This window comes from Flavobacterium psychrotrophum (assembly GCF_003403075.1).
Taxonomy (GTDB): domain Bacteria; phylum Bacteroidota; class Bacteroidia; order Flavobacteriales; family Flavobacteriaceae; genus Flavobacterium; species Flavobacterium psychrotrophum.
Window position 1 is genome coordinate 3,210,363 of the sequence record NZ_CP031557.1, and the last position, 26,921, is coordinate 3,237,283.

23 protein-coding genes are annotated in these 26,921 nt (G+C 41.1%); 13 read left to right on the top strand and 10 right to left on the bottom strand.

The window, feature by feature from the left end:
* Window positions 1-2 precede the first annotated feature (2 nt).
* Window positions 3-791, bottom strand: coding sequence for a YfgM family protein (locus DYH63_RS13810; protein ID WP_116789357.1), 789 nt, complete (start codon window positions 789-791; stop codon window positions 3-5).
* Between the two features lie 142 nt (window positions 792-933).
* Between DYH63_RS13810 and recF the strand changes: the two genes are divergently transcribed.
* The 6 genes from recF (at window position 934) to DYH63_RS13840 (ending at window position 6,683) form a co-directional block, all read left to right on the top strand.
* Window positions 934-2,013: a DNA replication/repair protein RecF gene (recF, locus tag DYH63_RS13815; RefSeq protein WP_116790840.1), complete on the top strand. Its 1,080-nt coding sequence runs from the start codon at window positions 934-936 to the stop codon at window positions 2,011-2,013.
* A 114-nt stretch (window positions 2,014-2,127) separates the two neighbouring features.
* Window positions 2,128-2,802, top strand: coding sequence for a DUF2461 domain-containing protein (locus DYH63_RS13820; RefSeq protein WP_116789358.1), 675 nt, complete (start codon window positions 2,128-2,130; stop codon window positions 2,800-2,802).
* A gap of 39 nt (window positions 2,803-2,841) precedes the next feature.
* The gene (murB, locus tag DYH63_RS13825) at window positions 2,842-3,855 is read left to right on the top strand and encodes a UDP-N-acetylmuramate dehydrogenase (protein WP_116789359.1); all 1,014 of its coding nucleotides are present in this window, start codon (window positions 2,842-2,844) and stop codon (window positions 3,853-3,855) included.
* A 92-nt stretch (window positions 3,856-3,947) separates the two neighbouring features.
* Window positions 3,948-5,054 carry a glycosyltransferase gene (locus DYH63_RS13830; RefSeq protein ID WP_116789360.1) on the top strand — a complete coding sequence of 369 codons (1,107 nt, stop codon included), beginning with the start codon at window positions 3,948-3,950 and terminating at the stop codon, window positions 5,052-5,054.
* Window positions 5,045-5,608: an RNA polymerase sigma factor gene (locus tag DYH63_RS13835; RefSeq protein WP_205528252.1), complete on the top strand. Its 564-nt coding sequence runs from the start codon at window positions 5,045-5,047 to the stop codon at window positions 5,606-5,608. The genes DYH63_RS13830 and DYH63_RS13835 overlap by 10 nt, the downstream gene beginning before the upstream one ends.
* A gap of 220 nt (window positions 5,609-5,828) precedes the next feature.
* A complete protein-coding gene (locus DYH63_RS13840; protein ID WP_116789361.1) occupies window positions 5,829-6,683 on the top strand; it encodes an energy transducer TonB in 855 nt (284 codons plus the stop codon).
* A 432-nt stretch (window positions 6,684-7,115) separates the two neighbouring features.
* On the opposite strand, the gene DYH63_RS13845 is transcribed toward DYH63_RS13840, so the two are convergent.
* A complete protein-coding gene (locus DYH63_RS13845) occupies window positions 7,116-8,360 on the bottom strand; it encodes an SGNH/GDSL hydrolase family protein (protein WP_162927032.1) in 1,245 nt (414 codons plus the stop codon).
* A gap of 273 nt (window positions 8,361-8,633) precedes the next feature.
* Between DYH63_RS13845 and lipA the strand changes: the two genes are divergently transcribed.
* The 6 genes from lipA to DYH63_RS13875 all read left to right on the top strand — a co-directional run bounded on the left by lipA (window position 8,634) and on the right by DYH63_RS13875 (window position 13,026).
* Window positions 8,634-9,524: a lipoyl synthase gene (lipA, locus tag DYH63_RS13850; protein WP_116789363.1), complete on the top strand. Its 891-nt coding sequence runs from the start codon at window positions 8,634-8,636 to the stop codon at window positions 9,522-9,524.
* Between the two features lie 205 nt (window positions 9,525-9,729).
* Complete coding sequence (locus DYH63_RS13855; protein WP_116789364.1) at window positions 9,730-10,269, top strand: GNAT family N-acetyltransferase; 540 nt, start codon at window positions 9,730-9,732, stop codon at window positions 10,267-10,269.
* A 24-nt stretch (window positions 10,270-10,293) separates the two neighbouring features.
* Window positions 10,294-11,292, top strand: coding sequence for a type I glyceraldehyde-3-phosphate dehydrogenase (gene gap, locus DYH63_RS13860; protein WP_116789365.1), 999 nt, complete (start codon window positions 10,294-10,296; stop codon window positions 11,290-11,292).
* A gap of 110 nt (window positions 11,293-11,402) precedes the next feature.
* The gene (locus DYH63_RS13865; RefSeq protein ID WP_116789366.1) at window positions 11,403-11,750 is read left to right on the top strand and encodes a nuclear transport factor 2 family protein; all 348 of its coding nucleotides are present in this window, start codon (window positions 11,403-11,405) and stop codon (window positions 11,748-11,750) included.
* A 55-nt stretch (window positions 11,751-11,805) separates the two neighbouring features.
* Window positions 11,806-12,372: a Crp/Fnr family transcriptional regulator gene (locus tag DYH63_RS13870; protein WP_116789367.1), complete on the top strand. Its 567-nt coding sequence runs from the start codon at window positions 11,806-11,808 to the stop codon at window positions 12,370-12,372.
* 123 nt (window positions 12,373-12,495) lie between these two features.
* The gene (locus tag DYH63_RS13875; RefSeq protein ID WP_116789368.1) at window positions 12,496-13,026 is read left to right on the top strand and encodes an SRPBCC family protein; all 531 of its coding nucleotides are present in this window, start codon (window positions 12,496-12,498) and stop codon (window positions 13,024-13,026) included.
* A gap of 114 nt (window positions 13,027-13,140) precedes the next feature.
* Here DYH63_RS13875 and DYH63_RS13880 read toward each other — a convergent pair whose 3' ends face one another.
* From DYH63_RS13880 to DYH63_RS13905, 6 genes are all read right to left on the bottom strand, one after another.
* Complete coding sequence (locus DYH63_RS13880; protein ID WP_116789369.1) at window positions 13,141-16,221, bottom strand: BspA family leucine-rich repeat surface protein; 3,081 nt, start codon at window positions 16,219-16,221, stop codon at window positions 13,141-13,143.
* A 116-nt stretch (window positions 16,222-16,337) separates the two neighbouring features.
* On the bottom strand, window positions 16,338-17,621 hold the full coding sequence (gene kynU / locus DYH63_RS13885) for a kynureninase (RefSeq protein WP_116789370.1): 1,284 nt from the start codon (window positions 17,619-17,621) through the stop codon (window positions 16,338-16,340).
* 238 nt (window positions 17,622-17,859) lie between these two features.
* The gene (gene queA, locus DYH63_RS13890; protein WP_116789371.1) at window positions 17,860-18,909 is read right to left on the bottom strand and encodes a tRNA preQ1(34) S-adenosylmethionine ribosyltransferase-isomerase QueA; all 1,050 of its coding nucleotides are present in this window, start codon (window positions 18,907-18,909) and stop codon (window positions 17,860-17,862) included.
* Between the two features lie 96 nt (window positions 18,910-19,005).
* Entirely contained in the window at window positions 19,006-20,328 is a 1,323-nt protein-coding gene (locus DYH63_RS13895) for a 3-phosphoshikimate 1-carboxyvinyltransferase (RefSeq protein ID WP_116789372.1), read from the bottom strand.
* Window positions 20,329-20,334: 6 nt separating this feature from the next.
* A complete protein-coding gene (locus tag DYH63_RS13900; protein ID WP_116789373.1) occupies window positions 20,335-20,520 on the bottom strand; it encodes a hypothetical protein in 186 nt (61 codons plus the stop codon).
* A gap of 6 nt (window positions 20,521-20,526) precedes the next feature.
* Window positions 20,527-20,853 (bottom strand): nucleotide pyrophosphohydrolase, encoded by a 327-nt coding sequence (locus DYH63_RS13905; RefSeq protein WP_116789374.1) that lies wholly within the window; start codon window positions 20,851-20,853, stop codon window positions 20,527-20,529.
* Between the two features lie 225 nt (window positions 20,854-21,078).
* On the opposite strand from DYH63_RS13905, the gene DYH63_RS13910 reads away from it, so the two are divergent.
* Window positions 21,079-21,942 (top strand): sigma-70 family RNA polymerase sigma factor, encoded by an 864-nt coding sequence (locus DYH63_RS13910; protein ID WP_020212501.1) that lies wholly within the window; start codon window positions 21,079-21,081, stop codon window positions 21,940-21,942.
* Window positions 21,943-22,518: 576 nt separating this feature from the next.
* Here the strand turns inward: DYH63_RS13910 and DYH63_RS13915 are convergent.
* Entirely contained in the window at window positions 22,519-23,841 is a 1,323-nt protein-coding gene (locus DYH63_RS13915; protein WP_116789375.1) for a TolC family protein, read from the bottom strand.
* A gap of 1 nt (window position 23,842) precedes the next feature.
* On the bottom strand, window positions 23,843-26,920 hold the full coding sequence (locus tag DYH63_RS13920) for an efflux RND transporter permease subunit (RefSeq protein WP_116789376.1): 3,078 nt from the start codon (window positions 26,918-26,920) through the stop codon (window positions 23,843-23,845).
* Window position 26,921: the final 1 nt, after the last annotated feature.

Here is a 26,921-nt window from a genome sequence, read left to right on the forward strand (position 1 = left end):
AATTATTCTGCTTCTGCTATATAGGCATCAATAGTGTTGCCCTCTTGCGAAGTACTGTATTTTTCTTTGATTTCGTTGTAATACTTAAGAGCATCCTCTTTCTTTTTAAGGCTTGCGGCAAGCTGGCCTGCTTTAAAAAGGAAACGTGGTGTAAACACATCGTTATCGCTTACCCTTGCAGCATCTACATAAAACTTAAGACCATCTTCAAGTTTGCCTAACTGTACAAACGCATCGCCTGTAGCACCAAGAGCCGAAGCTTTAAGTACTTCATCATCTGTTTTAAAATCTTCAAAGTGCTGTACAGCCTCTTTGTATTTACCGGTATTAAGGTAAGCCGTTGCAGCAAAATAATGTGCAAGGTTGCCAGATTTAGTACCGCTGTATTTATCTATAATAGCAAGAAAACCATATTTACCTTCACCACCGTTAAGGGCAAGGTTGTATAGAGAATCCTGAGATTGTTGTGCATTTACAGCCTGTGTAAGGTAAGACTCTGCCTGAAACATTTCGCTGGCAGCTTCTTCTTCCTGAGGCGCTTCATAAAACTTGCTGTATGCTAAATAGCCTATTACTACAAGAGCAACAGCTGCTAATCCTCCAAAAATAATTTTTTGGTTCTTAGCTACCCACTCTTCTGTCTTAGAGGCACCCTGATCAAGCGTGTTAAATACATCTGCAGTAGTACTGTGCCCTTCAAAGGTTTCTTCAACCGGCTGTTGCAATTCTACCTCGTTTTCTTCAACTTCAGGCTTAGGAGCTTTGTATCCTCTTTTATTGTATGTTGCCATTTATTTTATTTTAGTGAGCGCAAAAATAAAATTTTTATTCAAATACAAAATATCTTTTTGTCGATATTTTTGAATAATTTGCAGCTTGCTCAAAAAAACACGCTTTCAGGCAGAAAGTTTTCATATTCAGCCCTCTCAAAAAATGCATTTACAAAGTTTATCGCTCCTTAATTATAAAAACATCGACGAGGCCAATTATGAGTTTGACCCCAAGATAAATTGCTTAACCGGAAAGAACGGTGTAGGAAAAACAAATGTGCTTGATGCCATTTATCATTTAGCCTATGGCAAAAGCTATTTTAACCCGCTGGCAGTACAAAACATTAAGCATGGCGAAGAGTTTTTTGTAATAGCCGGCGCTTTTGAAAAAGACGACAGGCGCGAACAAGTAGTATGCAGCCTTAAAAAAGGCATGAAAAAGGTATTAAAACGAAATGGTAAGGCTTATGATAAGTTTAGCGAACATGTAGGGTTTATTCCTCTTGTAATTATTACCCCTTATGACAGCGACCTGATTACTGAAGGCAGCGAAACACGCCGCAAATTTCTGGATAGTGTTATTTCGCAGCTTGACCCGGAATATTTGCAGGAACTCATTAATTACCAAAAAGTACTTTCGCAGCGCAATGCCCTGCTAAAATACTTTGCACTGAACCATACTTTTGACCGCGACACCTTATATATATACAATGAACAGCTAAGCGGCATGGCACAGCATATTTTTGAAAAGCGCAAAAAATTTCTGGAAGATTTTATCCCTATATTCAATAAACACCACCAGGCTATAACCAGTAATAGCGAAACCGTAAGCCTGGTTTACGACAGCCACCTGCATAAAAACAACCTGTTTACCCTGCTGGAAGAAAACCTGCAACGCGACCGCGTACTGCAATATACCAGCGTGGGCATACATAAAGACGACCTGTTGTTTGAGATAGACGGGCATCCTATAAAAAAATTCGGATCGCAGGGGCAGCAAAAGAGTTACCTCATAGCCCTGAAACTGGCACAGTTTGAATTTATGAAAAAGCAGGGCGGCGTACTGCCCATACTTTTATTTGACGATATTTTTGACAAGCTCGATGAAACCCGTGTGGCTAAAATTGTGCAGATGATAGATGATAAAGTTTTTGGACAGATATTTATAAGCGACACCCATCCTGAACGCACTGAAGCCATTGTGAAACAAACACACCAGAGTTACAGTATTTTTAATATGTAATTTTAGATTATTCTACTTTCATACAAAACTTTATGGGTATTCCAAAACAGCTATCTTTATATAGACGCGATAATTTGAAATTCGTAATTTAAAATTAATATTTACCTTTAAGGTATGATAACAAAAGACACCCTTCAGTTTCTTGAAGATTTAAAAAACAACAATTACCGCGACTGGTTTCAGGCAAACCAGGATCGCTATGAATTATATAAAACTGATTACCGCAATACAGTAGATGAATTCCTGGAGGTAATGAAGCCGCTGGATGACACACTGGAGCAACTGGAGTTTAAAGATTGTTCTTACCGCATAAACCGCGACATACGCTTTAGTAAAGACAAAACACCTTATAAAACCCACATGGGCATATGGATGTGCGAGGGCAAAAAAAACACTAACCTTGCCGGCTATTATGTGCATATAGAAAACGGAAGCGCCTTTGCCGGTGGCGGGCTTTACTTTCCTGATGCTGCCGACCTTAAAAAGGCACGTCGCGAAATAGACGGTTTTTATGATGAACTGGAAGACATACTGAACAATCCTGAATTTGTAAAACTATACGGTAGCCTTGAAAAAGGTGAAAACAACGTTTTAAAATCGGCACCAAAGGATTTTGACAAAACCCATCCTGCCATTGAGCTGCTTAAATTCAAGTCATACCTGGCAACTACAAAAATTTCGCAGAAAGAATTGCTAAGCAAAAACTTTGTGCAGGACACTGCCGAAAAACTTATTGTACTTAAGCCTCTTGTAGAATTTTTTAACCGTGCCCTTACTACCGAAGGTTAAAACCCTATTTTTGCAACTGCAATAAACACGTATCCCTCCATGGAAATCCAGACAAACTACCCGTTAAAAAGCCTTAACACCTTTGGCATTGCCGCTAATGCAAAAGAATTTGTATCGGTTAACAGCGTTGAAGAGTTAGCCGAAGTTTTAAAAGAAAACACAGGCAAAAAGCTTTTTATACTGGGCGGCGGCAGCAATATGCTGCTTACGCAGGATATAGACGCACTGGTAATACACGTTAACCTTAAGGGTATTGATGTGGTTTGGCAGGATGATGAAACGGCACACGTTAAAGCCATGGCAGGAGAAAACTGGCATGAGTTTGTACAGCACTGCACAGGCCTTAATTATGGCGGTATAGAAAACCTCTCGCTCATACCAGGCAATGTAGGCACTACTCCCATACAAAACATCGGCGCTTATGGTACCGAGATAAAAGACACCATGATAAGCTGCGAAGCTATGCAAATAACCACGCAACAAATCAGGACTTTTACAAATGCTGAATGCGAATTTGGTTATCGCGAAAGCATATTTAAAGGATTGCTAAAAGGACAATATATTATCACATCGGTCACTTTTGGGCTTACAAAAGTAAACCATAAGATAAACACATCATATGGCGATATTGCGGCAGAGCTGACTAAAAAAGGCATTGTTACCCCTACCATTAAAGATGCGGGTGAAGCAGTAACCGCTATCCGCCAGAGTAAATTGCCCGATCCTAAAGAACTGGGCAACAGCGGAAGCTTCTTTAAAAACCCCATCATCACTATTGAGCAGTTTGAAAAGCTTTACATATTACACCCTACCATGCCACATTATACGCTTGACGACACCTATGTAAAAGTGCCCGCGGGCTGGCTTATAGAACAAAGTGGATTTAAAGGCAGCCGCTATGGCGATGCCGGTGTGCATGCCCGTCAGGCTTTAGTACTGGTAAATTATGGCAACGCCACCGGGCAGGAGCTATTAGACCTTTCTAAAAAAATACAGGACACGGTTTTCGAAAAATTTGGTATTGCCATAGAAGCAGAGGTTAATGTGGTTTAATTAGTGGTCAGTGGTCATTAAATAAATCTGAAAACTAAACACTAAATACTGAACACTTTTAACTAATTTTGCGCAAAAATTAAAGCACCTGTATGCCAACCATTATTTTTTATATTTTTATCGGGATCATAATAGTGCAACTTGCTTATTATCTGGGCATTTTCGGTAAATTTATTTTTGCCGGGCCACAACAGGTAGTCCAAAAAAAGCTGCCGGTTTCGGTTATAGTACTTATAAAAAACAATGAGGAACAGGTAAAAAAGCTGATTCCGCTACTCGTATCGCAAAATTATCCTGACTTTGAACTGGTGCTCATCGACAACGCTTCAAGCGATGACACATTGGACATACTGGAACAATTTGAACTACAATACCCTAACATAAAACTGGTTAAGGTAGAAAATAACGAAGCTTTTTGGGGCAATAAAAAATATGCGCTTACACTGGGCATTAAAGCAGCACGCAAAGAGTACCTGCTTTTTACCGATGCCGATTTTACCCCTGCCTCTGCCGACTGGATCATGCACATGGCATCGCAGTTTACCATGAGCAAAACTATAATACTGGGCTACAGCAAATACAGCCTTGTTAAGAACTCAGTACTAAACAAGCTTATTCGTTTTGATGCGCTTATTAACGCTACACAGCGTTTTGCATGGGCTAAGGCCGGTTTTCCTTTTAGCGGTGATGGGCGCAACCTTGCCTACAAAAAAGAAGAGTTCTTTAAACGAAACGGTTACATTAACCACATGAACATCCGCACCGGCGAAGATGCCCTTTTTATAAATGAAGTGGCCGACGGAAAGAACACAGCCATTTGTTTTACTCCCGAAAGTTTTACCGAAGGACAGGCTCCTGCTACTTTTAAAAGCTGGGTATTAGAGAAACGTAAAGCAGCTTACACCATGTCGTTCTTTAAATCGGCAGACCAGGCCAAGCTTAAGATATTTGTATGGCTACAGGCGCTGTTCTTTATAATCATGGGAGTATTAATAGCAGTACAGTTTAACTGGATGATACTGGTACCGGTTATTGTATTCCGCTACCTGGCGTGTTGGGTACTTTTAGCCCAAAGCGCCGCAAAGCTTAACGAAAAAGATACCGTATACTGGTTTCCTTTTATGGAATTAATGCTTATCTTCACACAGCTGTATGTATTTGCAGTTAACCTCTTTTCACGCAAGGAATATTGGCAATAAATTCAGAACGCATACAGGAAAATATCGAAAAAGCAAAAACGGGCGACCAGGTGGCCTTTACGTTTTTGCTCGATTTTTACTGGAATGAAGTGTACGGCTTTATGCTGAAACGTACCCAAAACGAAACGGATACCGAAGATATTGTAATTGAAACCTTCTCAAAAGCTTTTGACCGTATTGCCCGTTACAATCCTGAGTATGGCTTTAATACCTGGCTTATTGCTATTGCCAAGAATGTACATATCGACCTTTTGCGTAAAAAGAAATCCTCTTTTTTTGTAGAAATTACGGATGAGGATGACCGCCTGGCGCAAAACGTAGCAGACAGCTCTCCCACTGCCGAAGATAAAATTATTAAAGAGCAAAACCTCTCGCGCCTGCTCGACTGTATTAAACACCTGAAACCACAATATCAGGAAGTAATACAATTGCGCTATTTTCAGGAAATGACTTATCAGGAAATAGCCGATGAACTTGGCGAGCCTTTAAACAATGTAAAGGTCAAAATTTTACGCGCTAAAAAGCTTTTACTTGAAATTTTAAAGAAAAAATAATCGTGCATTTTTGTCAGGTTTATCACCTCTAAAATTACCTTCTTTGAACATTGTGATAGATTTTTGTCGCAACACGTTAATTTCTGTAAAAATTAGACCAAACACAATAATTTTCAGCACTTTGCACATCTAAAATATATGCCTTTATGCATACTATGCACGCATTCTACATCGTTATAGTTGATATAAATGATTTACAAACCTAAAATCACCATTATTTATGTCAAAAGTAGATGTTTTTAACCAAGACTGGATTGACCTTGTTTTTGAAGGCCGCAACCAAAAGTATGGCGCATACCAACTGCGTCGTCAGGATAACCGTACAACAGCTATAGCTCTTTTTAGCGGCATTGCCCTTATGGGCTTAGCAGCAGGCATTCCTGCCGCAATAAACCATTTCTCTACAGGAGAGCAGGCCATAGTTACAGAATCTCCCGATATGCCAACAATAGTAGAGATAAAGCCGGACAAAGTATTTGAACAGCCAATAACTGAATTACCAAAACCTGAACCCGAAGTAGCAGCAGCACAACCCTCTGCCCCTGCTCCGTCACTAAATAACACCGTACAATACCGCAACGACCTGGCAGCAACCAGCGAGCCTGTGCCCGACCCTCCGCATACCTCAGATTTTGACAATGCAGATCCCGGCCAGCAAACAGCAGCAGGCAACCCCGGTGGCGACCCAATGAGCACAGCGGGCACTGGCGTATCCGCCGGAACAGGACACGACAATACTGCAACTGAAACTGGGCCGGAAACAACTGCCAGTGTAGATGTAATGCCATTATTTCCGGGAGGTATGTCTAAATTTTATGAGCAGGTAGGCCGCAAATACCGTATACCTGAAACCGACAGGGAAATGACTGCTAAAGTATATGTTTCCTTTATTATAGAAAAAGACGGTACCATGACCCATGTACAAGTACTGCGCGATCCTATACCGGGGCTTGGTCTTGGCAAAGAAGCGTTAAGGGTACTTGAGAGCATGAAGACGAAATGGACTCCCGGCAAGAAAAAAGGCCAGGATGTAAGAACAGCTTATACACTGCCCATTATTGTAAATATAAAATAAAACAAAGCCCCATAAGCCATGTGCCTTAATGGGGCTTTTTAATTAACGTGAGTTCGATTTATGCGAATCATAAGATATTTAACCTCTAAATTTTATACCTACAAGGTCTTGAAGGCACAGGTGTTCGAAAGAGTTTAAAGAGTTGGCTGACTATCCAAATAATACTATTCAGCTTCGGAGAAGCGGCATATCTATAGAAAATGGATAGGGTATGGTAGGAGTTCCGGAGAAACGTAACACAATTACAAAAATATGCCGCTCCTCCGCTATCTAACCGGCAAAACTAGTTGTCCTAACATCTAAGTCCTGAAGACCTTGCAGGAACCATAAATAATCCAATCTGTGCTAACCTGCAAGGCTTTTTTAACCTTGTAGGTCTTGTAGGTTTGGTTTTGAAAAGAAAAATAACACCTTAACTCGAACTCACGTTAATTAATAACCCAAAGCTATAAACTTCTTCTCAAGCCTATTTTCTATAATTTCATATCCATAGTTATTGAGATGTATGACATCTGACCGCATACCTTCAGGAAATACACCTTGAGATATATCTTCAAGATCGGCTTGTGTGGGCTTATAACCTATTGCTGCCATTTCGGCGGTAGTGGGCGGTGTGGCATCCACATAGTTATCCGGAAAATGGCTTTTCAAGCTGTTGTTAAAAACCTTGATTGCGCTAAATCTATCAGTACCCGGCTCATTAAGACCCAGTAATATACCTATAACAATAAAACGCTTAGGGCTTTCCGGCATACTCAATGCCTGATCATATCTTGAAAGCAACAACTCATAGTCAGTATCATTTCTGCCAATCCAGTAAATATTTACAGCTTCTTTATAATTTGTTGCGGCAAATGGTATAAATAAACTGCCTGGGTTTATAGCATCTGTAACAGAAACATTTGATGACTGCAAAAAATAGTCTCCACCAGTATAAGACAATATAGCAGGTTTATTATTTACCATTCCGCTAATACTCCTATTGTCAGAATCTGCAGGTGTAAAAAGCAAATTTTGACTGCTTGTAGCTCTTTTAAGCGTAGTACCACTAAAAGCGTTTCCTTCTACAGAAATCGTTACAGGTATAGCTCCTGACCTCGACAGGATGCCACTGCTGCCCTGCCCGTTTATGGCATCGTTAACTACAATGTAGTTTGAAAAATCTGCCTGAAAAAGGTTAGGTACTGATCCCGTATTTGTTAGTTCACCTCCTACTGTAAGACTATCTCCGTTAAATTTTACAATTTTTAAATTATCATGATATTTTATATGCACGATAATTGTTTCACCTGCAGCATCAATTTGAGGAATTTGTCTTACACGGCAAAACTTCATCGACATTTCATCTATCGCATATGACCTCGTAACAGTAGAGCCCACAGAGGTAGTATTGTTGCTATTGGGCTCTAAAACATAGAGCGTCTCCCAATCTTTAAGGTTATTGCTACCTTCTATTACATATTCGATTTGAGGATTACCCTCAAAATCAATCGTCACATCGTCTACACTGGACAGAGGAAAAACAAATGCTGAAGAAGGATTTCCGGTACCAGAGACGTTAATTAAATCCACTTCTTTAAGAGGCGGGTTCACGGGTAATTGATCAGCCTGACTATCGTCATTATTGCATGAAAACAGTATAAGCGCTAACATTGTAAAAATAGTAAATCTTGACATAGCAATCAGTATTTTAAATTATATATATTAAATTTAGCACACAAAACTCCTTTATAATACACACAATAACAATCCTTTAAGACACATATATCACATTAAACATTTTAATTCTGAAAAATTAAATAATCAAGAAAATTTGCACATAATAATACATATTATAAATGTTTTATATAAGTAGACGTTAATTGTAACAACCATAAATGCCATTACCGTTTATGTAGCCGTATTATATTTAACCGTATCTTTGTAGCCTAAAGTTTTGCTGTTTATTATATGGAAACTGTATTAGATACTGCCAGGCCTGTTGCTCAAAACGGCCTTTTGACACAAAAACCAAAATGGCTTAGGGTAAAACTCCCTACGGGCCAAAAATATACCGAACTCCGTGGGCTTGTAGACAAATACAAGCTTAATACTATATGTACATCCGGCAGCTGCCCTAATATGGGCGAATGCTGGGGCGAAGGGACTGCTACCTTTATGATACTGGGCAATACCTGTACGCGTTCATGCGGCTTTTGTGGTGTAAAAACCGGAAGGCCTGAAACCGTAGAATGGGATGAGCCTGAAAAAGTAGCGCGTTCTATTAAGATAATGAACATTAAGCATGCTGTTATTACCAGTGTAGACCGTGACGATCTTAAAGATGGTGGATCTATTATTTGGGGAGAAACCGTAAAGGCCATCCGCAGGATGAACCCTACCACTACGCTTGAAACCCTTATACCCGATTTTCAGGGTATGACACGTAATATAGACCGTATTGTAGACGTACATCCAGAGGTGGTTTCGCACAACATGGAAACCGTAAAGCGCCTTACCCGCGAAGTGCGTATACAGGCAAAATACGAGCGTAGCCTTGAGGTTTTACGCTACCTGAAAGCCAGCGGTATTAACCGTACAAAATCGGGCATTATGCTTGGACTTGGCGAAACCGAGGCCGAAGTACTTCAAACCATGGAAGACCTGCGCAATGTAAATCTTGACGTACTTACCATAGGGCAGTACCTGCAACCGAGCAAAAGGCACCTTCCTGTAAAAGAGTTTATAACTCCTGACCAGTTCAAAAAATATGAGACGATAGGCCTGGAGATGGGCTTCCGCCATGTAGAGAGTGGTGCGTTAGTACGTTCATCTTACAAAGCGCAGAAGCATATACTTTAAGTTTGTTTAAGTTTTAAAGTTTAAAGTTTTTTTGAAAATTGTGAGGAGCGCTCTGTCATTCTGAGCGCAGCGGAGTTGAAGAATCTCACTTACAAGACAGATAATCTTATTGTAATCACGGTACAAGTACGCCCTGTCATTGCTAGCGCAGGAGCGGATCGTAGCAATCTTATCTTATTTCTAACGCATTAAATTAGAATAAACCTTGCAATTCACTAAACTCCACACCACAAGGCTTGTACTAACATTAGTAACCCAGAAAGTACTGGATTACGTTTATGCGCAGTATACTGATGCCCAGCTTATGGAGTTTTTTGGACTTGCCTCAGAAGCTTTGGAACAGGAACGCTATAAGCATACAAACGGGCTGTGTACATTCAACAAAACAATTTTATACTTTACACTGACAGATAAAAACACCGGCAAGGTTATAGGCTACTGCGGCTACCACACCTGGTATACAGACCATAATCGTGCTGAAATTTTTTACGGACTTCATAATGATGCATACAAACAACAGGGCATTATAACCGAAGCACTCAATACCATCATCCCATATGGGTTTAATGAAATGAAACTACATCGTATTGAAGCCATGACGGCTACGTATAACATTGCCAGCAATAAGACACTGACAAAATTCGGGTTTATTCAGGAAGGTGTACTACGTGAACACTATCTTGTTGATGGCGTTATGGAAGACTCACTTATGTTTTCGCTTTTAAAACATGAATATACTTTGTAAATTTGCTTGACTATCTTTTCAAAAATGAAAAAAACAAAAATAGCCATTAACGGTTTTGGTCGCATAGGCCGTAACCTTTTCAGGCTCCTGCTTAACCACCCTTTAATAGAAGTGGTTGCTGTAAATGATATTGCTGATGCCCGCACCATGGCGCATCTCATAAAATATGATAGTATTCATGGTGTGCTGCCCTTTGAAGTATCTCACACAGAAGAAAGTATCATTATCAACGGCACCCCCTACCCTTTCATCCGACAAAAGAATGTAGCCGATATTAACTGGGCAACTTATGATGTAGATATTGCTATTGAATCTACCGGAAGGTTTAAAACCCTTGAAGATGCACAGCAGCATATTGACTCTGGTGCAAAGCGTGTAATACTTTCTGCCCCGCCCGAAGATGACCGTATTAAAACGGTAGTGCTGGGTGTGAATGAGCACATACTGGATGGTACAGAAACCATTATTAGCAATGCCAGCTGTACTACAAATAATGCCGCCCCAATGATGCAGATTATTAACGACCTGTGCGGCATAGAACAGGCATATATTACAACCGTACACTCATACACCACCGACCAAAGCCTGCACGACCAGCCCCATAAAGACCTGCGCCGTGCCCGTGCCGCATCGCAAAGTATTGTACCCACTACTACAGGTGCTGCAAAGGCGCTTACCAAGATTTTTCCTGAATTTGTGGGCAAAATTGGCGGCGGTGGTATTCGGGTTCCGGTGCCTGATGGTTCGCTAACCGATATTACATGCTATGTGCGCACAGAAGCCAGTATAGAAGAAATAAACACAGCTTTTAAAACCGCAGCTGAAGGTTCGCTTAAGGGGATTTTGGCATATACCGAAGACCCCATAGTATCGGTAGATGTTTTGGGTAACCGCAACTCATGCCTGTTTGATGCACAACTAACATCTGTAATAGGTAAAATGGTAAAAGTGGTGGGCTGGTATGATAATGAGATAGGGTATTCTTCAAGGATTATTGATTTGATAGGTTATATAAGCAGGTAAAATATCTGTTTCAGAAACCAGATATAATTTTTAGTCTAAAAAAATTAAACTACTTTAATTTTTCCCAAAACTGTTGGGCGTTATTTTGCTGTAAATAAATTTTACACTCTATGAAACCATCAGTTAAAGAAATTGTACTGCAGTATGTAAATGCCTGGAATAATGAAGGCATTGAAACCTTTAAAACCGAATTTGCAAAATGCCTTGCGCCCGAAGCAAGGTACACCGACCCAAACATTGAGGCAAATGGCCCGGATGGCGTAGCGGCACTGGCGCAGGAATCATTAGAAAAAGCTCCCGGCAGGACATTCAGGTTAGTTACAGAGCCTGAACACCACCACAATGTAACGCGCTATACCTGGCAAGGTGTAGGCATACCTACAGGCACGGTTGAAGGTCAGGATATTTTAGAGTTTAACGAGGCAGGGCTTATAACCCGCATCATTACGTTTTTTTAGAACACATTAATCCGTGTATTGCTTGCGTATACTTACTTTTGTAAAAAACAGGTAAATGTACGCACGCATACTTTTAAACTTTGCCATGCATATACAGCTTAATGAAGCCGAAACACAAACTGTTGTAAGCAGGCTGCAATATAAGGCCGTAAAAAAGAATACTTTTTTATTGCATGCCGGTGAGGTGTGCCGCAATATTTACTTTACCAATAGTGGTTGTCTTCGCGTTTTTAACCCCGATAAAAACGGACAGGAACACAATGTACTTTTTTGCCCCGAAAACTGGTGGACATCGGATATGGCAGGCTTTTCATTGCAAAAGCCCGGGCAGTATTCTATCAGCGCATTAGAAGATTCTGAAGTAATGTACCTTAGCCATACCGACCTTGAACAGCTATACATTGACGTGCCTAAACTGGAACGCTTTTTCAGGATACTGACACAAAATGGCTTTTACCTGTTTCAAAATCGCCTTATGGCCAACCTTTCTAAAACCGCCGAAGAGCGCTACAGGCTTTTTTCAAAGCAATATCCGGGACTTGAAAGCCGCATTGCCCAAAAACATATTGCTTCTTATTTAGGTATTACTCCTGTGTTTTTAAGTATGCTGCGCAGTAAATAAGTTTGTTTTATACTCATCAAAACAGCTAAATTTTACAACAATACGTTTCAGTAATCAGATATACATAGAGTTAAGTATACTTGCATATCATGTTGAAAAAATTATTATCTTCATAATAAAAATATGGCAATAACAATCATTATTATAATCGCAGTAATAGCATTACCCCTTGTAATAGCTTTATTTATACCTAAAGAATACAACCTGGAACGCATTGCCATTATAAATGCACCCAAGCACAAAGTGTTTGATTACATTAAATATGTAAGAAACCAGGAGCAATATAGCAAATGGGCTATGGCAGACCCGGACCAAAAGATAACAACTACAGGAACAGATGGTACAGTAGGGTTTATAAACGCATGGGACAGTGCCAAAAAAGCCGGTGCAGGCGAACAGGAAATCACAGGCCTTATTGACGGCGAGCGCATTACTACCGAACTGCGCTTTACCCGTCCGTTTAAAAACACAGGCCACAGCTATATGGCGACTGAAACCCATAACCAAAGCAGTACAAAAGTAACCTGGGGATTATCGGGAAAAATGCCCTATCCGCTAAACCTTATGACAGCCCTTTTAAAAGGCGGGCTTGCTAAAGATATAGATTTGAGCCTAAACAACCTTAAGCAAATATTAGAGGAAAATAGCAAATAGCGATGGCAATTGCTTGCTGCTATCAAATATGCCCAGAAATACATTCAGAACAGAGCTTAACTTTTGGCATCTGAAATAGCAACATAATATTAGCTACAGGTAAGCACAGTTTTATCATTTTTTTATAACCTGGTGGTTTGTTATACCTGAATTTGTTTTAACCTGCACTAAATAAATTCCGGCGCTAAAATCTTTCAGGTTTATAGTGTTAACATCCTGAGCTACTAAAAGTAATTTTCTCCCTTGTAGGTTAAAGATAGTAACACTTTCAATAGAAATATTAGCCACTGGTGTTATATGCAATACATCCGTAACAGGGTTTGGATAAAATGTCACATTCTGGCTTACCTTGTCCGTTACAGCTACAGCTTCCTGCAACAGGGTAGTAACTGAATTTGTAATAACTGGTTCGTTATAATCAAAATAAATTCCCGCACTACCCACAATAACATCACCTAAAGCAATATCCTGTTTTGGCTTAATTTTAAAGGCTATAAAACCGTGGCTACCCGGTTCATCTTCCGCTTCATAAGGCAGGTTAATATTATCAAATATAAATTCGACATGATTACCGTTTGCTACTCTGGTACGATAGCTATGGCTGGCGGCAACAGGCAGCAGTGTATTCCAGTCTAATTTCTCATCAAGCACATCTTCTATACGCACGGTTATTGCATTTGCAGTACCTGTGTTTTGAAAACGAACCATATAGTCAAGGTAATTGTTTATTTGAGAAGTTGTAATAATTTCCCCTTGTAAAACCTGCTTATCATTAGGGTCAAAAGAATTTACTACTTCCTGGTCAAAACTAAAACGGTTATCATCTGGCGTGTTGTCATCTACTGTTGTTACTATTGTAGCCCCCAGTTCTAAAAATGGTGTACCAACTAATGGAGGCATCGCGGTGCGTAGCGTAATGTCTATCGTTTTAGTCTCAAAGGGCTGGATAGAAGCTATATCAAATTTAAGCAAGGCTGGGTTAGGCTGTATAGCAACCGGTACCTGGCTGGCCGTTACGTATACCTGCTTAAGCGTATCGTAACCAAAATTAGCTGTAGCATTAGTTACTGTTGTTGTACCTACGTTTTGCACCACCAGGCGATACTGTGCTTCAAAACCTGGACGTGCCTGTGTAAGAGGGAGTATCGTAACCCTTAAATCCTGTACAGACTGGTTAGCTGTAAGGCAAAAATCGAGCGGTTGCGTGGCACCTGTACCTGTAAAGCTAAAACTTGAAATTGCAGGTGTAACGGTGTAATAAGATGGCACGTTAACCAGATTCAATGTGTAGCTTCCTTCAGGCAGTTCTAAATTATATTGCGCTTGTGCATCAGAAAAAACTCTGTAGCTAAACTGCCCATTGTTTGCACTAACCATAATATTTGTAGCATTGATATCTGCATTATCACATCCATTAGCATTTTCATCAAAACGGATGTTGCCTGAAATAGTGTTGCCCATGCAACTTTCATCAAGGCTATCCCCGGAAATAACCCAACCAAGCTGGCTTATTAAATACTGCCTTACTCCATAGTCGCAATAATGCAGATTATTTGACCGCAATACTTTATTCTCCAGCCTTAATTCTGCAAATCGGCCAAGTAATAGGTCATAGTTGTTAGTATCCATTGCTGTTCTTCCTACAAAATACATGGGTCCCGGAAATATTGGCGCCGCAAAAGAAACCCCGGGGTTAAAGTTCCATGAAGAAATATCCTGATTAAATGATGAACCGAACATTCCCCTCATATTTAAAACATTAGACACATCCCAGTTATTAAGGGGCTGATTAAATAAGGGACTAAACATACTCTCCATTGTAGTTACCGCAGAAACATTCCAGTTGTTTAACGGCTGGTTAAATGCTAAAGCACTATTAAACATACTACTCATATCTACAACGTGAGACACATCCCAACTTTCTATAGGCTGGTTAAACATTGCCGCACCAGTAAACATGCGTTGCATACTGGTAACAGACGATACATTCCAATTACTTAAAGGCTGATTAAAAAGTGAAGTTTGGCAAAACATCTCAAACATACTAAGTACGTTTGAAACATTCCAGTTGTTTAATGACTGGTTAAACACTGTATTTCTAAACATACTTTGCATATTTGTTACAGCAGAGACATTCCAGTTGTCAAGAGGCTGATCATACGCCCCGTTTTCTGCAAACATTTCCTGCATCGTTGTAACATGAGATACGTTCCAGTTATTTAAAGGATGGTTAAAATGTGAATTTTTAAACATTCCCTGCAGATTCTCTACAGATGAAACATCCCAGTTATTTAATGGCTGATTAAATGCAGATGCATCAAACATTTGCTGCATATTTACAACACCAGAAACATTCCAGTTGTTAAGCTGCTGATTAAAATCATAGGTGTTACTAAACATTTCCTGCATATTAGTAACTCCAGACACATTCCAGTTATCTAACGGCTGGTTAAAAGCTTCTGCATTACTAAACATACTTTTCATATTAATCGCTGCAGAAACATTCCAGTTATTGAGTGGAAAGTTATAGGGTGTTGCCATGAATAATCCTTCCATATTGACCACCATAGAAACATCCCAGCTAATTAAGTCCTGATTAAATGCCTGTGCGGCATAAAACATGTTTTTCATGTTGTTTACATTAGACACGTCCCAATCATTCAGCGGCTGGTTAAATACAGTTGCCATATTAAAAAGCCCCTCCATATCTGTTACATTAGAAACATCCCAATTATTAATGGGTTGATTAAACATCGCCGCCCCTTTAAACATGTTTTTCATACTTGTAACTGCACTTAAGTCAGGCGTATCAGTTGCATTAACGGTTAAGTTAGTACAACCTAAAAAAGCCTCTTCCATAGTGCTCCAGTGTGCAGTACCCCATTGTTCTATTGTTTTTAATTTCTCGGGGTATACATTTCCAAAAAATGAAATCCTGCTATAGTTTCCTGATAATGTTACAGTATAAATACCCGGGGCAGCATAAGTATGGTAAGACTCACCACTCTGGTTGGTTAAGACACTACCATCTCCAAAATTTACAGTATAATTATTTGATGGAGAATAAACTACCGGCACACTAATATCCAGGTTTTCACCGCCAACTTCATAAGTCATTATAAAATCAGCAGGATTTTGAGCATTAGCAAAAGGTACAACAAGCGTAAAGACGAGCAGTAAGTAAAGCTTTTTCATAAGTGGTTGGTTTTGATGCTGAAAAATACTAATTTTTAGCACGCAACGAACCAACGCGATAAAAAAATTAAGCCGGAAACAAAACTGCTTCCGGCTTAATAAATCTAAAGGACAACTTATTTTTTATGCGATAAGATACCCGCTTTTAATACCTGCCCAAACTCATACATATCTTCATAAGAACAGTACAAAGGCACAGGAGCAAGGCGTATAACATTTGGCTCACGCCAGTCGGTTATTACCCCGGCTTTCATAAGGTATTCAAACAACGAGCGGCCTTCACCATGCAGGAATACTGACAACTGACTGGCACGTTCGGCAGGTTCAGATGGCGTAAGTATCTCAAAATGCCCGTTAACCTCGCGGTTTATTTCATGCAGTATAAATTCAAGGTATGACGTAATGTGATCGCGCTTTTGAATCAGTGCCGGCATACCCACCTCATCAAACATTTCTACCGATGCCAGGTAAGGCGCCAGTGATAGTATAGGCAGGTTACTTATTTGCCAGCCCTCTGCCCCACGCACGGGGTCAAACTGCGGCTCCATTAAAAAGCGGCGTTCTTTATTGTGGCCCCACCATCCGGAAAAACGTGGCAGGTCGAAGTCGTTATGGTGCATTTCGTGCACAAAAGCACCAGATGCGTTGCCCGGGCCGCTGTTCATGTATTTATAACTGCACCAGGCAGCAAAGTCTACATTCCAGTTGTGTAGTTCCAGCGCTATGTTACCGGCAGCATGGGCAAGATCCCAGCCTACATAGGCACCGGCATCCTGGCCTGCTTTAGTAATGGTTTTCATATCAAACACCTGGCCTGTGTAGTAGTTAACACCGCCCATAAGCACAAGTGCAAGCTCGTCGCCCACTTCGGCTATCTTAGCCAGCACATCTTCCAGGCGGATGTTGTGTTCGCCCTCACGGCGCTTTATCTCAACAATAGTATCTTTTGGGTCGTAGCCATGAAACTTAACCTGGCTTTGTATCATGTACTGGTCGCTGGGAAATGCTTTTTCTTCGCAAATTATTTTAAAACGCTTTGCTGTAGGCTGGTAAAAAGTAACCATAAGCAAATGCAGGTTTACTGTAAGAGTGTTCATTACCGTAACTTCTTTAGGTAGTGCACCTACAATTTTACTTAACGGAGCTGCAAAGCGCTCCTGGTAATCCCACCATGGCTTATCGGCATAGAAGTGGCCTTCTACAGCAAGTTTAGCCCAGTCGTCCATAACCTCATCTACATAGGCTTTAGTGCGCTTAGGCTGCAAGCCAAGTGAATTTCCTGTAAAGTAAATAACCTGTTTGCCATTAACGTGCGGGAAATGAAATTCATCCCTGTATTTGGCCAGCTTGTCTTTGGCATCAAGCTGTTGTGCAAATTCTCGTGTATTTTTAAAGTCCATTTGTTGTGTTTGTGTACTAAGCAAAAATACAGAAATAGATTTAAAATGTTAGAAGTATGGCGTCTGAAGTTTAAATAACGACCAGTCACAAAATAAAGCAATCTGTTTTTACGATATATCGTAAAAAAATGGGAGTTAAAGTCTACAACAAGCAGCAAGATCTACTTAGGTTATGGCAATAAAAAAAGCAGCCCTCTTAAAGGGCTGCTTATATGTTTTTTTTACGATATATCGTAAATTATAGTATCAGCATGGCATCACCATAAGTATAAAAACGGTACCCTTCTTTAATAGCCTCGTCATACGCTTTGCGCATAAGGTCGTGGCCCATAAAGGCAGAGATCATCATTAACAGTGTAGACTTAGGTGTATGGAAGTTAGTAACCATACAGTCTGCCACGCTAAAATCATACGGAGGGAAGATAAACTTGTTTGTCCAGCCTACATAAGGGTTAAGTGTCCTTGCTGATGAAACAGAACTTTCCATAGCACGCATAGATGTAGTACCTATAGCACATATTTTATGCTTCTTGGCTTTAGCCTTATTTACAACATCACAGGCCTCCTGAGTAATGATAAGCTCTTCAGAGTCCATCTTATGCTTACTAAGATCTTCAACCTCTACAGGATTAAAAGTACCAAGGCCTACGTGCAGGGTTATTTCTGCAAAGTCGATACCTTTTATCTCCAGCCTCTTAAGCAAGTGCTTAGAAAAGTGAAGTCCGGCTGTAGGTGCTGCAACGGCTCCTTCTTCTTTTGCATAAATAGTCTGGTAGCGCTCAGCATCTTCAGGTACTACTTCGCGGTTTATGTATTTAGGTATCGGGGTTTCGCCCAGCTCAGTAAGCTTGCTGCGAAACTCTTCATAAGAACCATCATAAAGGAAACGAAGGGTACGTCCGCGCGATGTTGTGTTGTCTATAACCTCAGCTACAAGGCTGTCATCATCACCAAAATAAAGCTTGTTACCAATACGTATTTTACGTGCCGGGTCTACAAGAACATCCCACAGGCGCTGCTCGCTGTTAAGTTCCCTTAAAAGGAAAACCTCTATACGTGCACCTGTTTTTTCTTTATTACCATAAAGGCGCGCCGGAAAAACCTTAGTGTTGTTAAGCACCATTACGTCGCCTTCATCAAAATATTCTATGATATCCTTAAACAGGCGATGCTCTATAGTTTGTGTTTTGCGGTTAACAACCATAAGCTTAGACTCATCCCTGTTTTCTGCCGGAAACTCTGCCAGGAGCTCCTTAGGCAGGTTGAAATTGAAGTTGGATAATTTCATTTCTATTTTTTAAATTGACTGCAAATATACTATCGTCAGATAGGCGTTGTCAAGTGTTTTGCCATTTATTTACAATTACTACTGACAATCAAACCACTACAACTCATTTACAACAAAGCCTAACTGTTGCATGTCATCCCAAAACGTAGGAAAAGATTTGCTTACCACTTCAGCATTATTAATGGTAAAGGCCGTTTTTACAGCGAGTGGTGCAAAGGCCATAGCCATACGGTGGTCGTTGTAAGTGGCTACTTCTAACACTTCTGCTTTGGTGACGGCGGGGGTAAGATTAAATAAATTATGCGGTTCCAGCGTAAGGCTATCGTTAGTAACCGTAATATCGGCCCCAAATTTAGAAAGCTCTGCTTTAAGGGCTTCCAGCCTGTCGGTTTCTTTTATCTTTAACGTATGCAGTCCCGTTAAATGACATCCAATACCTAATCCAAAACACGTTACCGCTATGGTCTGTGCAATGTCGGGCGTATTGTTTAGTTCAAAGTTTAAAGTTTCAGGTTTCATGTTGAGCTTCGTAAGCGTAATTTCACTGTCGCAAAATGTAGTATCAACTCCAAACGCCTTATAAATACTTACCAAAGCACTATCTCCCTGCAGGCTGTTTTCTTTATAAAATGATATTGTAACGGCGGTACCAACAGGGCTCAAAGCTACAATGCTGTAAAAATATGATGCCGAACTCCAGTCGCTTTCGACTGTGATTGAAGATTTCAGATTGAAGATTTCGGATTGAGCTTCACTCGTGCTGTCCCGGTTGTCAGATTCCCTCTCTGTTTGAAATTTGTGATTTGAAATTTGTGATTTCACTTTAATCACATTTCCTTCAAAACTATTTTGTATCCCCAGCTCTGTAAGCAGGCCGAGGGTCATATTTATATAAGGTATAGAAGTCAGCTCTCCCTCAAGGGTTAGTTCAATGCCGTTTTCAAGTTTTGATGCAATGAGCAAAAGTGCCGTTATATACTGGCTGCTTACATCTGCCTTAATAGCGGTTTTACCCCCTGCCAGTTTCTTTCCGTTTATTTTCAGCGGTGGATATCCTTCATTTTCAGTATAAGCTATGTCTGCCCCAAGGCTACGAAGGGCATCTACGAGTACGCCTATAGGGCGCTCCTTCATACGCTGGCTACCTGTAAGCACCACGCTTCTACCCTCTTTTTGTGCAAAGTAGGCGGTAAGAAAACGCATAGCGGTACCCGCATGATGAATGTCTACTACGGCATTTGTACTTGCCAGCGCACTTTGCATGGCAATACTATCGTCTGACTCTGATATGTTTTCTATGCTAATACCCGGATACAGCGCCTGTAGTAACAATAGCCTGTTTGTTTCGCTTTTGCTGCCCGTTATCTTTATGCTTTCGCCAGACTTTATAGTGCCTGCCGTACTTATTTTTATGTTCATATTACTCTATGCCTTTTTATCCTGCGGCTTTTTCTTTTTCAGAAAAAAAACCTGCGCCAGGGTTATAATTACTGCCCATAGTATAATAAACCACCAGCGCATACCATGAGAACTGGTTATGTATTCTATAAGGCAGGCTATACCAAAGTTAATGACCAATGCCGTCGCAATATTTACAAACTTAATTTTCATGTGCAGTTATTTCAGCTTCTCGTTATTGTGGTGACGGTCGTGGTCGCGCTTGGTTTTAATATCCATTTTTTTATCAAAAGCCGCCTGCAAATCAGTACCCGTTTGATTAGCCAGGCAAAGCACTACAAAAACCACATCGGCCAGTTCTTCGCCCAGATCTTTATTTTTATCGCTTTCTTTTTCGCTCTGCTCACCATAGCGGCGCGCAATAATACGGGCCACCTCTCCCACCTCTTCGGTAAGCTGTGCCATATTGGTAAGCTCATTAAAATAGCGCACACCGTGCTCTTTTATCCAGTTGTCTACTACAAGCTGTGCATTTTTTATATTCATGGTGTGTTTAAATTTTAGAAAGGCTAAAAGTAACCAATATAAATAAAACCAAAAAGCTAAACTTCAAATTACAAATAGCAAAAGCCAAACAACGAATTACAATATCCACGTATCTACAAACAACCATTATGTGTTAAATAAATATTTTTTCATCCAACCGTGTAACTTTTTTGATGCTCCTTACGTATAACTACTGAATATTTAAATTAACTCAGGAATTTTTACATGAGACAGTTAAAAATTACAAAGCAGGTAACCAACAGGGAAACTGCTTCATTAGACAAATACCTCCAGGAGATTGGTAAAGTAGACCTTATTACGGCGGATGAGGAGGTAGAACTGGCACAGCGCATTAAAGCGGGTGACCAGCGTGCACTAGAAAAACTGACGAAAGCTAACCTGCGTTTTGTGGTATCGGTTGCTAAACAATACCAAAACCAGGGCCTTACCCTGCCCGACCTTATTAACGAAGGTAACCTGGGTCTTATAAAAGCCGCACAACGTTTTGACGAAACACGTGGTTTTAAATTTATTTCTTACGCCGTATGGTGGATTCGCCAGTCGATCCTTCAGGCGCTTGCTGAGCAGTCTCGTATTGTAAGGCTTCCGCTTAACAAAATTGGCTCGATCAACAAGATCAATAAAATGTATGCCCTGCTTGAGCAAAGTAACGAGCGTGCGCCTTCGGCAGAAGAAATTGCCAAAGAGCTTGACATGACCGTTAACGATGTTAAAGAGAGTATGAAAAACAGTGGCCGCCACCTATCTATGGATGCGCCGCTTGTAGAAGGTGAAGACTCTAACCTGTATGACGTATTACGTTCTGGTGAGTCTCCAAACCCGGACAGGGAGCTTATTCATGAGTCGCTTCGTACTGAAATAGAGCGCGCCCTTGAAACCCTTACTCCGCGTGAGGCTGATGTTGTAAGGCTTTACTTCGGTTTAGGCGACCAGCACCCAATGACACTTGAGGAAATAGGTGAAACTTTTGACCTTACCCGCGAGCGTGTACGCCAAATTAAAGAAAAGGCTATCAGGAGGTTAAAACACACCTCTCGCAGCAAGATCCTTAAAACATACCTTGGTTAATACCGTATAAGCAAAAAAGCACCGCCGGAATTTCATATTTTAAATAAAATTTGTATTTTGGCGGTTCCAATTGCGATATATACCTTTTTAAAATATAGAAGACACCAACAGTTCAATAACTGTTCGTTTTTTGATTGATGATTGAACTCCGGCTGATTACCGGAGTTTTTCTTTTTATAGAAATTACCGATTAAAAATAGTAACGATTGTTTCTTACAAATATTGTGTAGTAATCGTATTTAGCAATAAACTCTTACACCTGACAGGTTTTTGAAAACCTGTCAGGTGTAAGAGTCTGATTTCTTTACGTGCCGGCATATAAGCCCGCGTTTCTATAGCGCGGATTTGTAATCCGTGCCAAATATGGTAATAAATAAGCACGGATCGCAGATCCGCGCTATCGGATGTAAGAGTCTGCTAATGAATTAGGGTAATTTCTTTACGTGCCGGCATTGCGAGGTACGAAGCAATCTTATTAGGATACTAATTTAAGAAGCTCATAACAATGAGATTGCTTCGTACCTCGCAATGACTGACGCTCGTGTAATACGTAACTGAACTTTAAAGCTTCCCCAACTAAAGCGACAAATTTCCTGCCAGTTCCTTTAAATTAACTTCAGATAATTTAGCGTTAAATTGTGCAGTACTGTTACGTGCAAGGGCATTTACATAGTTAAGCTGCGCCGTGCGTACTTCAAGCGTAGTAATGGTACCTATGCGGTATTTCTCCATGGTAATATCCAGATTTTGCTCTGCTATCTGTACATTTTTGCCTTCAAGCTTTACAAGGTCGAGGTTGGTAAGATAGGTTTGGTATGCCGAGATTAGCTGTGCGTTTATGGCCTGAGTTTGCTGGTTTATAACTACGTTGCTATTATCTATCTGTAGCTTTGCTATGTTCTCATTACGCTTTTGTAAAAAGCCGTTAAAGATATTTACCCTTGCTGTAAGTCCATAACTCAATCCGCGCCCGGTATTTGTACGGGCAAAGCCAAGGCTCGACTCGCTATCGGTAAAAACATAACCTGTGGTAACGGCTACATTAGGCAATCGCGCGCCTTTTACCTGTTTAAGATTTAGTTCTGCAACCCGCTTATTAATGAGCGAAATTTGTATCTGCGGGTTTTGCGTAGCCGCAAGCGAAAGTAAATCTACCAGCTTTAGCTTATCATCTGTAGCAACAACATCTGCCACTTTAAAATTCTCCGTCAGTTCACGCGCCATAAGCTGGTTTAGCAACGTCTTGGTATTTTCATACTCCTGCTTTTGCTTCAAAAAATTGGTTTGATCCGTATTTAGGTCTACCTCGGCATTCAGCACCTCTAGCTTTGCAGCCTTACCTATGGTAAAACGGTTTTGGGCGGTGTTAACACGCTGCTTGCTTATTACTATGGCCGTATCAAGCGCCTGTAGCATTTGCTGTTGCTGCACAAGTGTAAAATAAGTTTCCATAACATCGCCCACACGGGTAAGCACGGTATACTTTAGCTCAGCCTCACCCTGCTTTTGCAGTTCCTTTAACTGATCGTATCGGGCAAACATGGCAAAACCGTCAAAAATAGTCCACCCAAGGTTTACGCCATAACTAAGGCTATTATTTTTGGCATTGTTCAGTTCCTGCACAGTACCATCGGTACGCTCCTGCTTACTGTTTTGTATGCTGTTGTTCTGGTTAACGCTTCCGTAAAGATTGGGCAATAAACCTGCATTGGCAAGGCTTACATTCTGCTGATCGATCTTTAGGTTATTATCTGCGATCTTTATGTCAAAATTATTTTTGAGTGCCTGCGATACGGCATCTTCAACCGACAAAAATGCAGGAAACTGCTGTGCAGTAGTTTCCTGCGCATAAGATGCAGCGCCAAGAAAACAGAATAAAATGTATAAACAATACCTCATGCTAAAGGTCTTTAATGTTATCAAATTCAGGACGGTGCTTTTTAGGGCGCGACCACATATAATAAATGGCAGGTATTACAAACAGGGTAAGTAATAATGAAAACACAGTTCCCCCCACAATTACAACCCCCATACCTATACGGCTGGTAGCAGCAGCACCAAGCGACATTGCAATAGGCAATGCCCCCAGTGCTATGGCAAGACTGGTCATTAATATAGGGCGCAGGCGGCTTTCGGCACTTTCCATAATGGCCTCATATTTATCTTTACCTTCTTCGCGTAACTGGTTTGCAAATTCTACAATTAATATACCGTTTTTAGTTACAAGCCCAATAAGCATAATGGTACCTATCTGGCTAAAGATATTCCAGGTTTGCCCAAAAAGCCATAGCGAAAACAACGCCCCGGCAACTGCCATAGGCACGGTAAGTATAATGATAAACGGATCTATAAAACTCTCAAACTGACCTGCCAGGATAAGATAGATAAGTAATAACGCAAGCCCAAATGCAAACAGCGTATTAGAGCTACTCTCTACAAAGTCGCGCGATTCACCACCAAGGTCGGTTGTAAAGGTATCATCAAGTACTTTTACTTTAGCACGATCCATGGCCGCTATGCCATCGCTTATACTCATGCCGGGAGCAAGCCCTGCCGAAACGGTAGCACTCATATAACGGTTGTTGTGGTACAGCTGTGGTGGGCTACTCTCCTCATCTACCGTCACAAGGTTATCGAGCTGGATAAGTTGCCCGGTATTGCTTTTTACATAAATAGAAGTAAGGTCGAGAGGTGTTTCACGGTCAGTATCTTCAAACTGGCCTATTACCTGGTACTGCTTACCGTTCATCATGAAGTAGCCAAAACGCTGTCCGCTTAACGATAATTGCAGTGTTTGCGCCACATCCATAAGCGAAACGCCAAGGCTCTGTGCCTTTTCACGGTTTATGGTTACGTTTATTTCAGGCTTATTGAATTTAAGGTTGACATCTGTTGCAGAAAAAGTAGGGTCTGCATTTACAGCATCCATGAACTCAGGAATTTTTTCGCGGAGTTTTTCAAAGTTAGGTGCCTGGATTATATACTGTATAGGGAAGCCTCCCCTGCGGTTTACGGCAATGGTAGGCTGTTCCTGCACTGCCACACGGGCTTCGGCATAGCGCTTGGTCCATTTACCCAGATCCTGGGCTATTTCTTTCTGGCTTCGGGTACGATCTTCGCTATTTTTTAACGAAATCCTGATGCGCCCGCTGTTTACTGATGATGACCCAAAACCGGGAGATGTAATAACCAGGCTTGTCGCCGTCTCCGGAATCGAATCTTTTATCAGCTTTTCCATCTCCTTCATAAAGCGGTCCATATAATCATACGATGCACCTTCGGGGCCTGTAATGCTCATCCCTACATAGCTACGATCATCATACGGTGCAGTTTCTTTTTGCAGCGTACTAAAAAACAGTGCAATAAGACCTATACAAATAGCAAGAATGGGGAAGCTTAGCCATTTTCGCTTCATATAATCTGTAAGCATGGCAGCATAGCCTTTATTCATTTTCTCGAAATAAGGCTCTGTAAGGTCATAGAATTTTGATTTTTTGTGTACTCCCTTAATCAGATAAGCGTTAAGCATTGGGGTAAGCGTAAGCGAAACAAATGCCGAAACCAGCACTGCCGCGGCGATTACGACCCCAAATTCGCGGAAGAGCCTGCCCACAAATCCTTCAAGAAAAATTACCGGAAGAAATACTGCCGCAAGCGTAACAGAGATGGAAATTACCGCAAAGAAAATTTCGTTCGCGCCTTTTAAAGCTGCCTCTATAGGGGTCATGCCCTCTTCTACCTTTTTAAAGATATTCTCGGTTACCACGATACCATCATCTACCACAAGGCCGGTTGCCAGTACAATGGCGAGCAGCGTAAGTACATTGATCGAAAAACCAAAAATGTACATGATAAAAAACGTAGCGATAAGCGAAACAGGAATATCAAGTAGCGGACGTAGTGCTATGGCCCAGTCCCTAAAGAAAAGGTAAATAATAAGCGTTACCAGTATAATAGATATTGCCAGTGTTTCGGCAACTTCGAGTACTGATTTTTTAATGAACACCGTATTATCAAGCGCAATATTTAGTGTAAGGTCGCCCGGAAGCTCTTTCTTAAGCTGGTCGTATTGTTTGTAAAACGCATCGGCAATGTCAATGTAATTTGTACCCGGCTGCGGAATGATGGCAAGCCCCACAAGTTGCTGCCCATTGTTGGTCATTTTTGTTTCCAGGTTTTCCGGCCCCAGTTCGGCACGGCCCACATCGCTGAATTTTACGATCTTCTCCCCTTCCGATTTTATGATAATGTTGTCAAATTGTTCGGCTTTCGCCAAATTGCCCAGTGTCTTAACCGTAAGTTCTGTATTGGCACCGGTTAGCTTACCCGTAGGCAGCTCTACGTTTTGGGCAGCCAATGCACTACGCACATCGCTAACGGTAACACCATACGACGTAAGTTTTACAGGGTCTACCCACAGGCGCATGGCATAACGCTTCTGCCCCCATATCTGCACGCTGCTTACACCGGGTATGGTTTGCAGGCGCTCTGCAATAACATTCTCGGCATAGTCGCTAAGTTCCAGCGGGTCGCGGGTAGCACTTTGCACGGTCATGGTAATAATAGGTTCACTATCGGCATCAGCCTTGCTTACTACCGGCGGCGCATCAATATCCTGCGGAAGGCTGCGCACAGCCTGAGATACCTTATCGCGCACGTCGTTAGCAGCTTCCTCCAGGTTTTTTTCAAGTTCAAACTCTATAGTTATGTTACTTGACCCCTGGTTACTGCTTGAGGATATGTTACGGATACCATCAATAGAGTTGATGGCCTTTTCTAACGGTTCTGTAATTTGCGATTCAATAATATCGGCATTGGCCCCCGTATAACTGGTACGTACAGATATTTGCGCCGGGTCGATACTCGGAAACTCACGCACACCAAGAAATGTGTAGCCAATAAACCCGAAGATGATGATGGCCACATTCATTACTATGGTAAGCACGGGCCGTTTTATACTGAGTGTACTAAGGCTCATG

Excerpts from the sequence above, each read along its gene's own strand:
- DYH63_RS13830 (WP_116789360.1), top strand. The coding sequence starts at position 3,948 with ATGCCAACCATTATTTTTTATATTTTTATCGGGATCATAATAGTGCAA.
- DYH63_RS13845 (WP_162927032.1), bottom strand. The coding sequence starts at position 8,360 with ATGTCAAGATTTACTATTTTTACAATGTTAGCGCTTATACTGTTTTCA.
- DYH63_RS13870 (WP_116789367.1), top strand. The coding sequence starts at position 11,806 with ATGTACGCACGCATACTTTTAAACTTTGCCATGCATATACAGCTTAAT.
- DYH63_RS13880 (WP_116789369.1), bottom strand. The coding sequence starts at position 16,221 with ATGAAAAAGCTTTACTTACTGCTCGTCTTTACGCTTGTTGTACCTTTT.
- DYH63_RS13905 (WP_116789374.1), bottom strand. The coding sequence starts at position 20,853 with ATGAATATAAAAAATGCACAGCTTGTAGTAGACAACTGGATAAAAGAG.
- DYH63_RS13900 (WP_116789373.1), bottom strand. The coding sequence starts at position 20,520 with ATGAAAATTAAGTTTGTAAATATTGCGACGGCATTGGTCATTAACTTT.
- DYH63_RS13910 (WP_020212501.1), top strand. The coding sequence starts at position 21,079 with ATGAGACAGTTAAAAATTACAAAGCAGGTAACCAACAGGGAAACTGCT.
- lipA (WP_116789363.1), top strand. The coding sequence starts at position 8,634 with ATGGAAACTGTATTAGATACTGCCAGGCCTGTTGCTCAAAACGGCCTT.
- murB (WP_116789359.1), top strand. The coding sequence starts at position 2,842 with ATGGAAATCCAGACAAACTACCCGTTAAAAAGCCTTAACACCTTTGGC.
- kynU (WP_116789370.1), bottom strand. The coding sequence starts at position 17,621 with ATGGACTTTAAAAATACACGAGAATTTGCACAACAGCTTGATGCCAAA.
- DYH63_RS13875 (WP_116789368.1), top strand. The coding sequence starts at position 12,496 with ATGGCAATAACAATCATTATTATAATCGCAGTAATAGCATTACCCCTT.
- DYH63_RS13820 (WP_116789358.1), top strand. The coding sequence starts at position 2,128 with ATGATAACAAAAGACACCCTTCAGTTTCTTGAAGATTTAAAAAACAAC.
- recF (WP_116790840.1), top strand. The coding sequence starts at position 934 with ATGCATTTACAAAGTTTATCGCTCCTTAATTATAAAAACATCGACGAG.
- DYH63_RS13920 (WP_116789376.1), bottom strand. The coding sequence starts at position 26,920 with ATGAGCCTTAGTACACTCAGTATAAAACGGCCCGTGCTTACCATAGTA.
- DYH63_RS13810 (WP_116789357.1), bottom strand. The coding sequence starts at position 791 with ATGGCAACATACAATAAAAGAGGATACAAAGCTCCTAAGCCTGAAGTT.
- gap (WP_116789365.1), top strand. The coding sequence starts at position 10,294 with ATGAAAAAAACAAAAATAGCCATTAACGGTTTTGGTCGCATAGGCCGT.
- DYH63_RS13840 (WP_116789361.1), top strand. The coding sequence starts at position 5,829 with ATGTCAAAAGTAGATGTTTTTAACCAAGACTGGATTGACCTTGTTTTT.
- DYH63_RS13895 (WP_116789372.1), bottom strand. The coding sequence starts at position 20,328 with ATGAACATAAAAATAAGTACGGCAGGCACTATAAAGTCTGGCGAAAGC.
- DYH63_RS13865 (WP_116789366.1), top strand. The coding sequence starts at position 11,403 with ATGAAACCATCAGTTAAAGAAATTGTACTGCAGTATGTAAATGCCTGG.
- queA (WP_116789371.1), bottom strand. The coding sequence starts at position 18,909 with ATGAAATTATCCAACTTCAATTTCAACCTGCCTAAGGAGCTCCTGGCA.
- DYH63_RS13915 (WP_116789375.1), bottom strand. The coding sequence starts at position 23,841 with ATGAGGTATTGTTTATACATTTTATTCTGTTTTCTTGGCGCTGCATCT.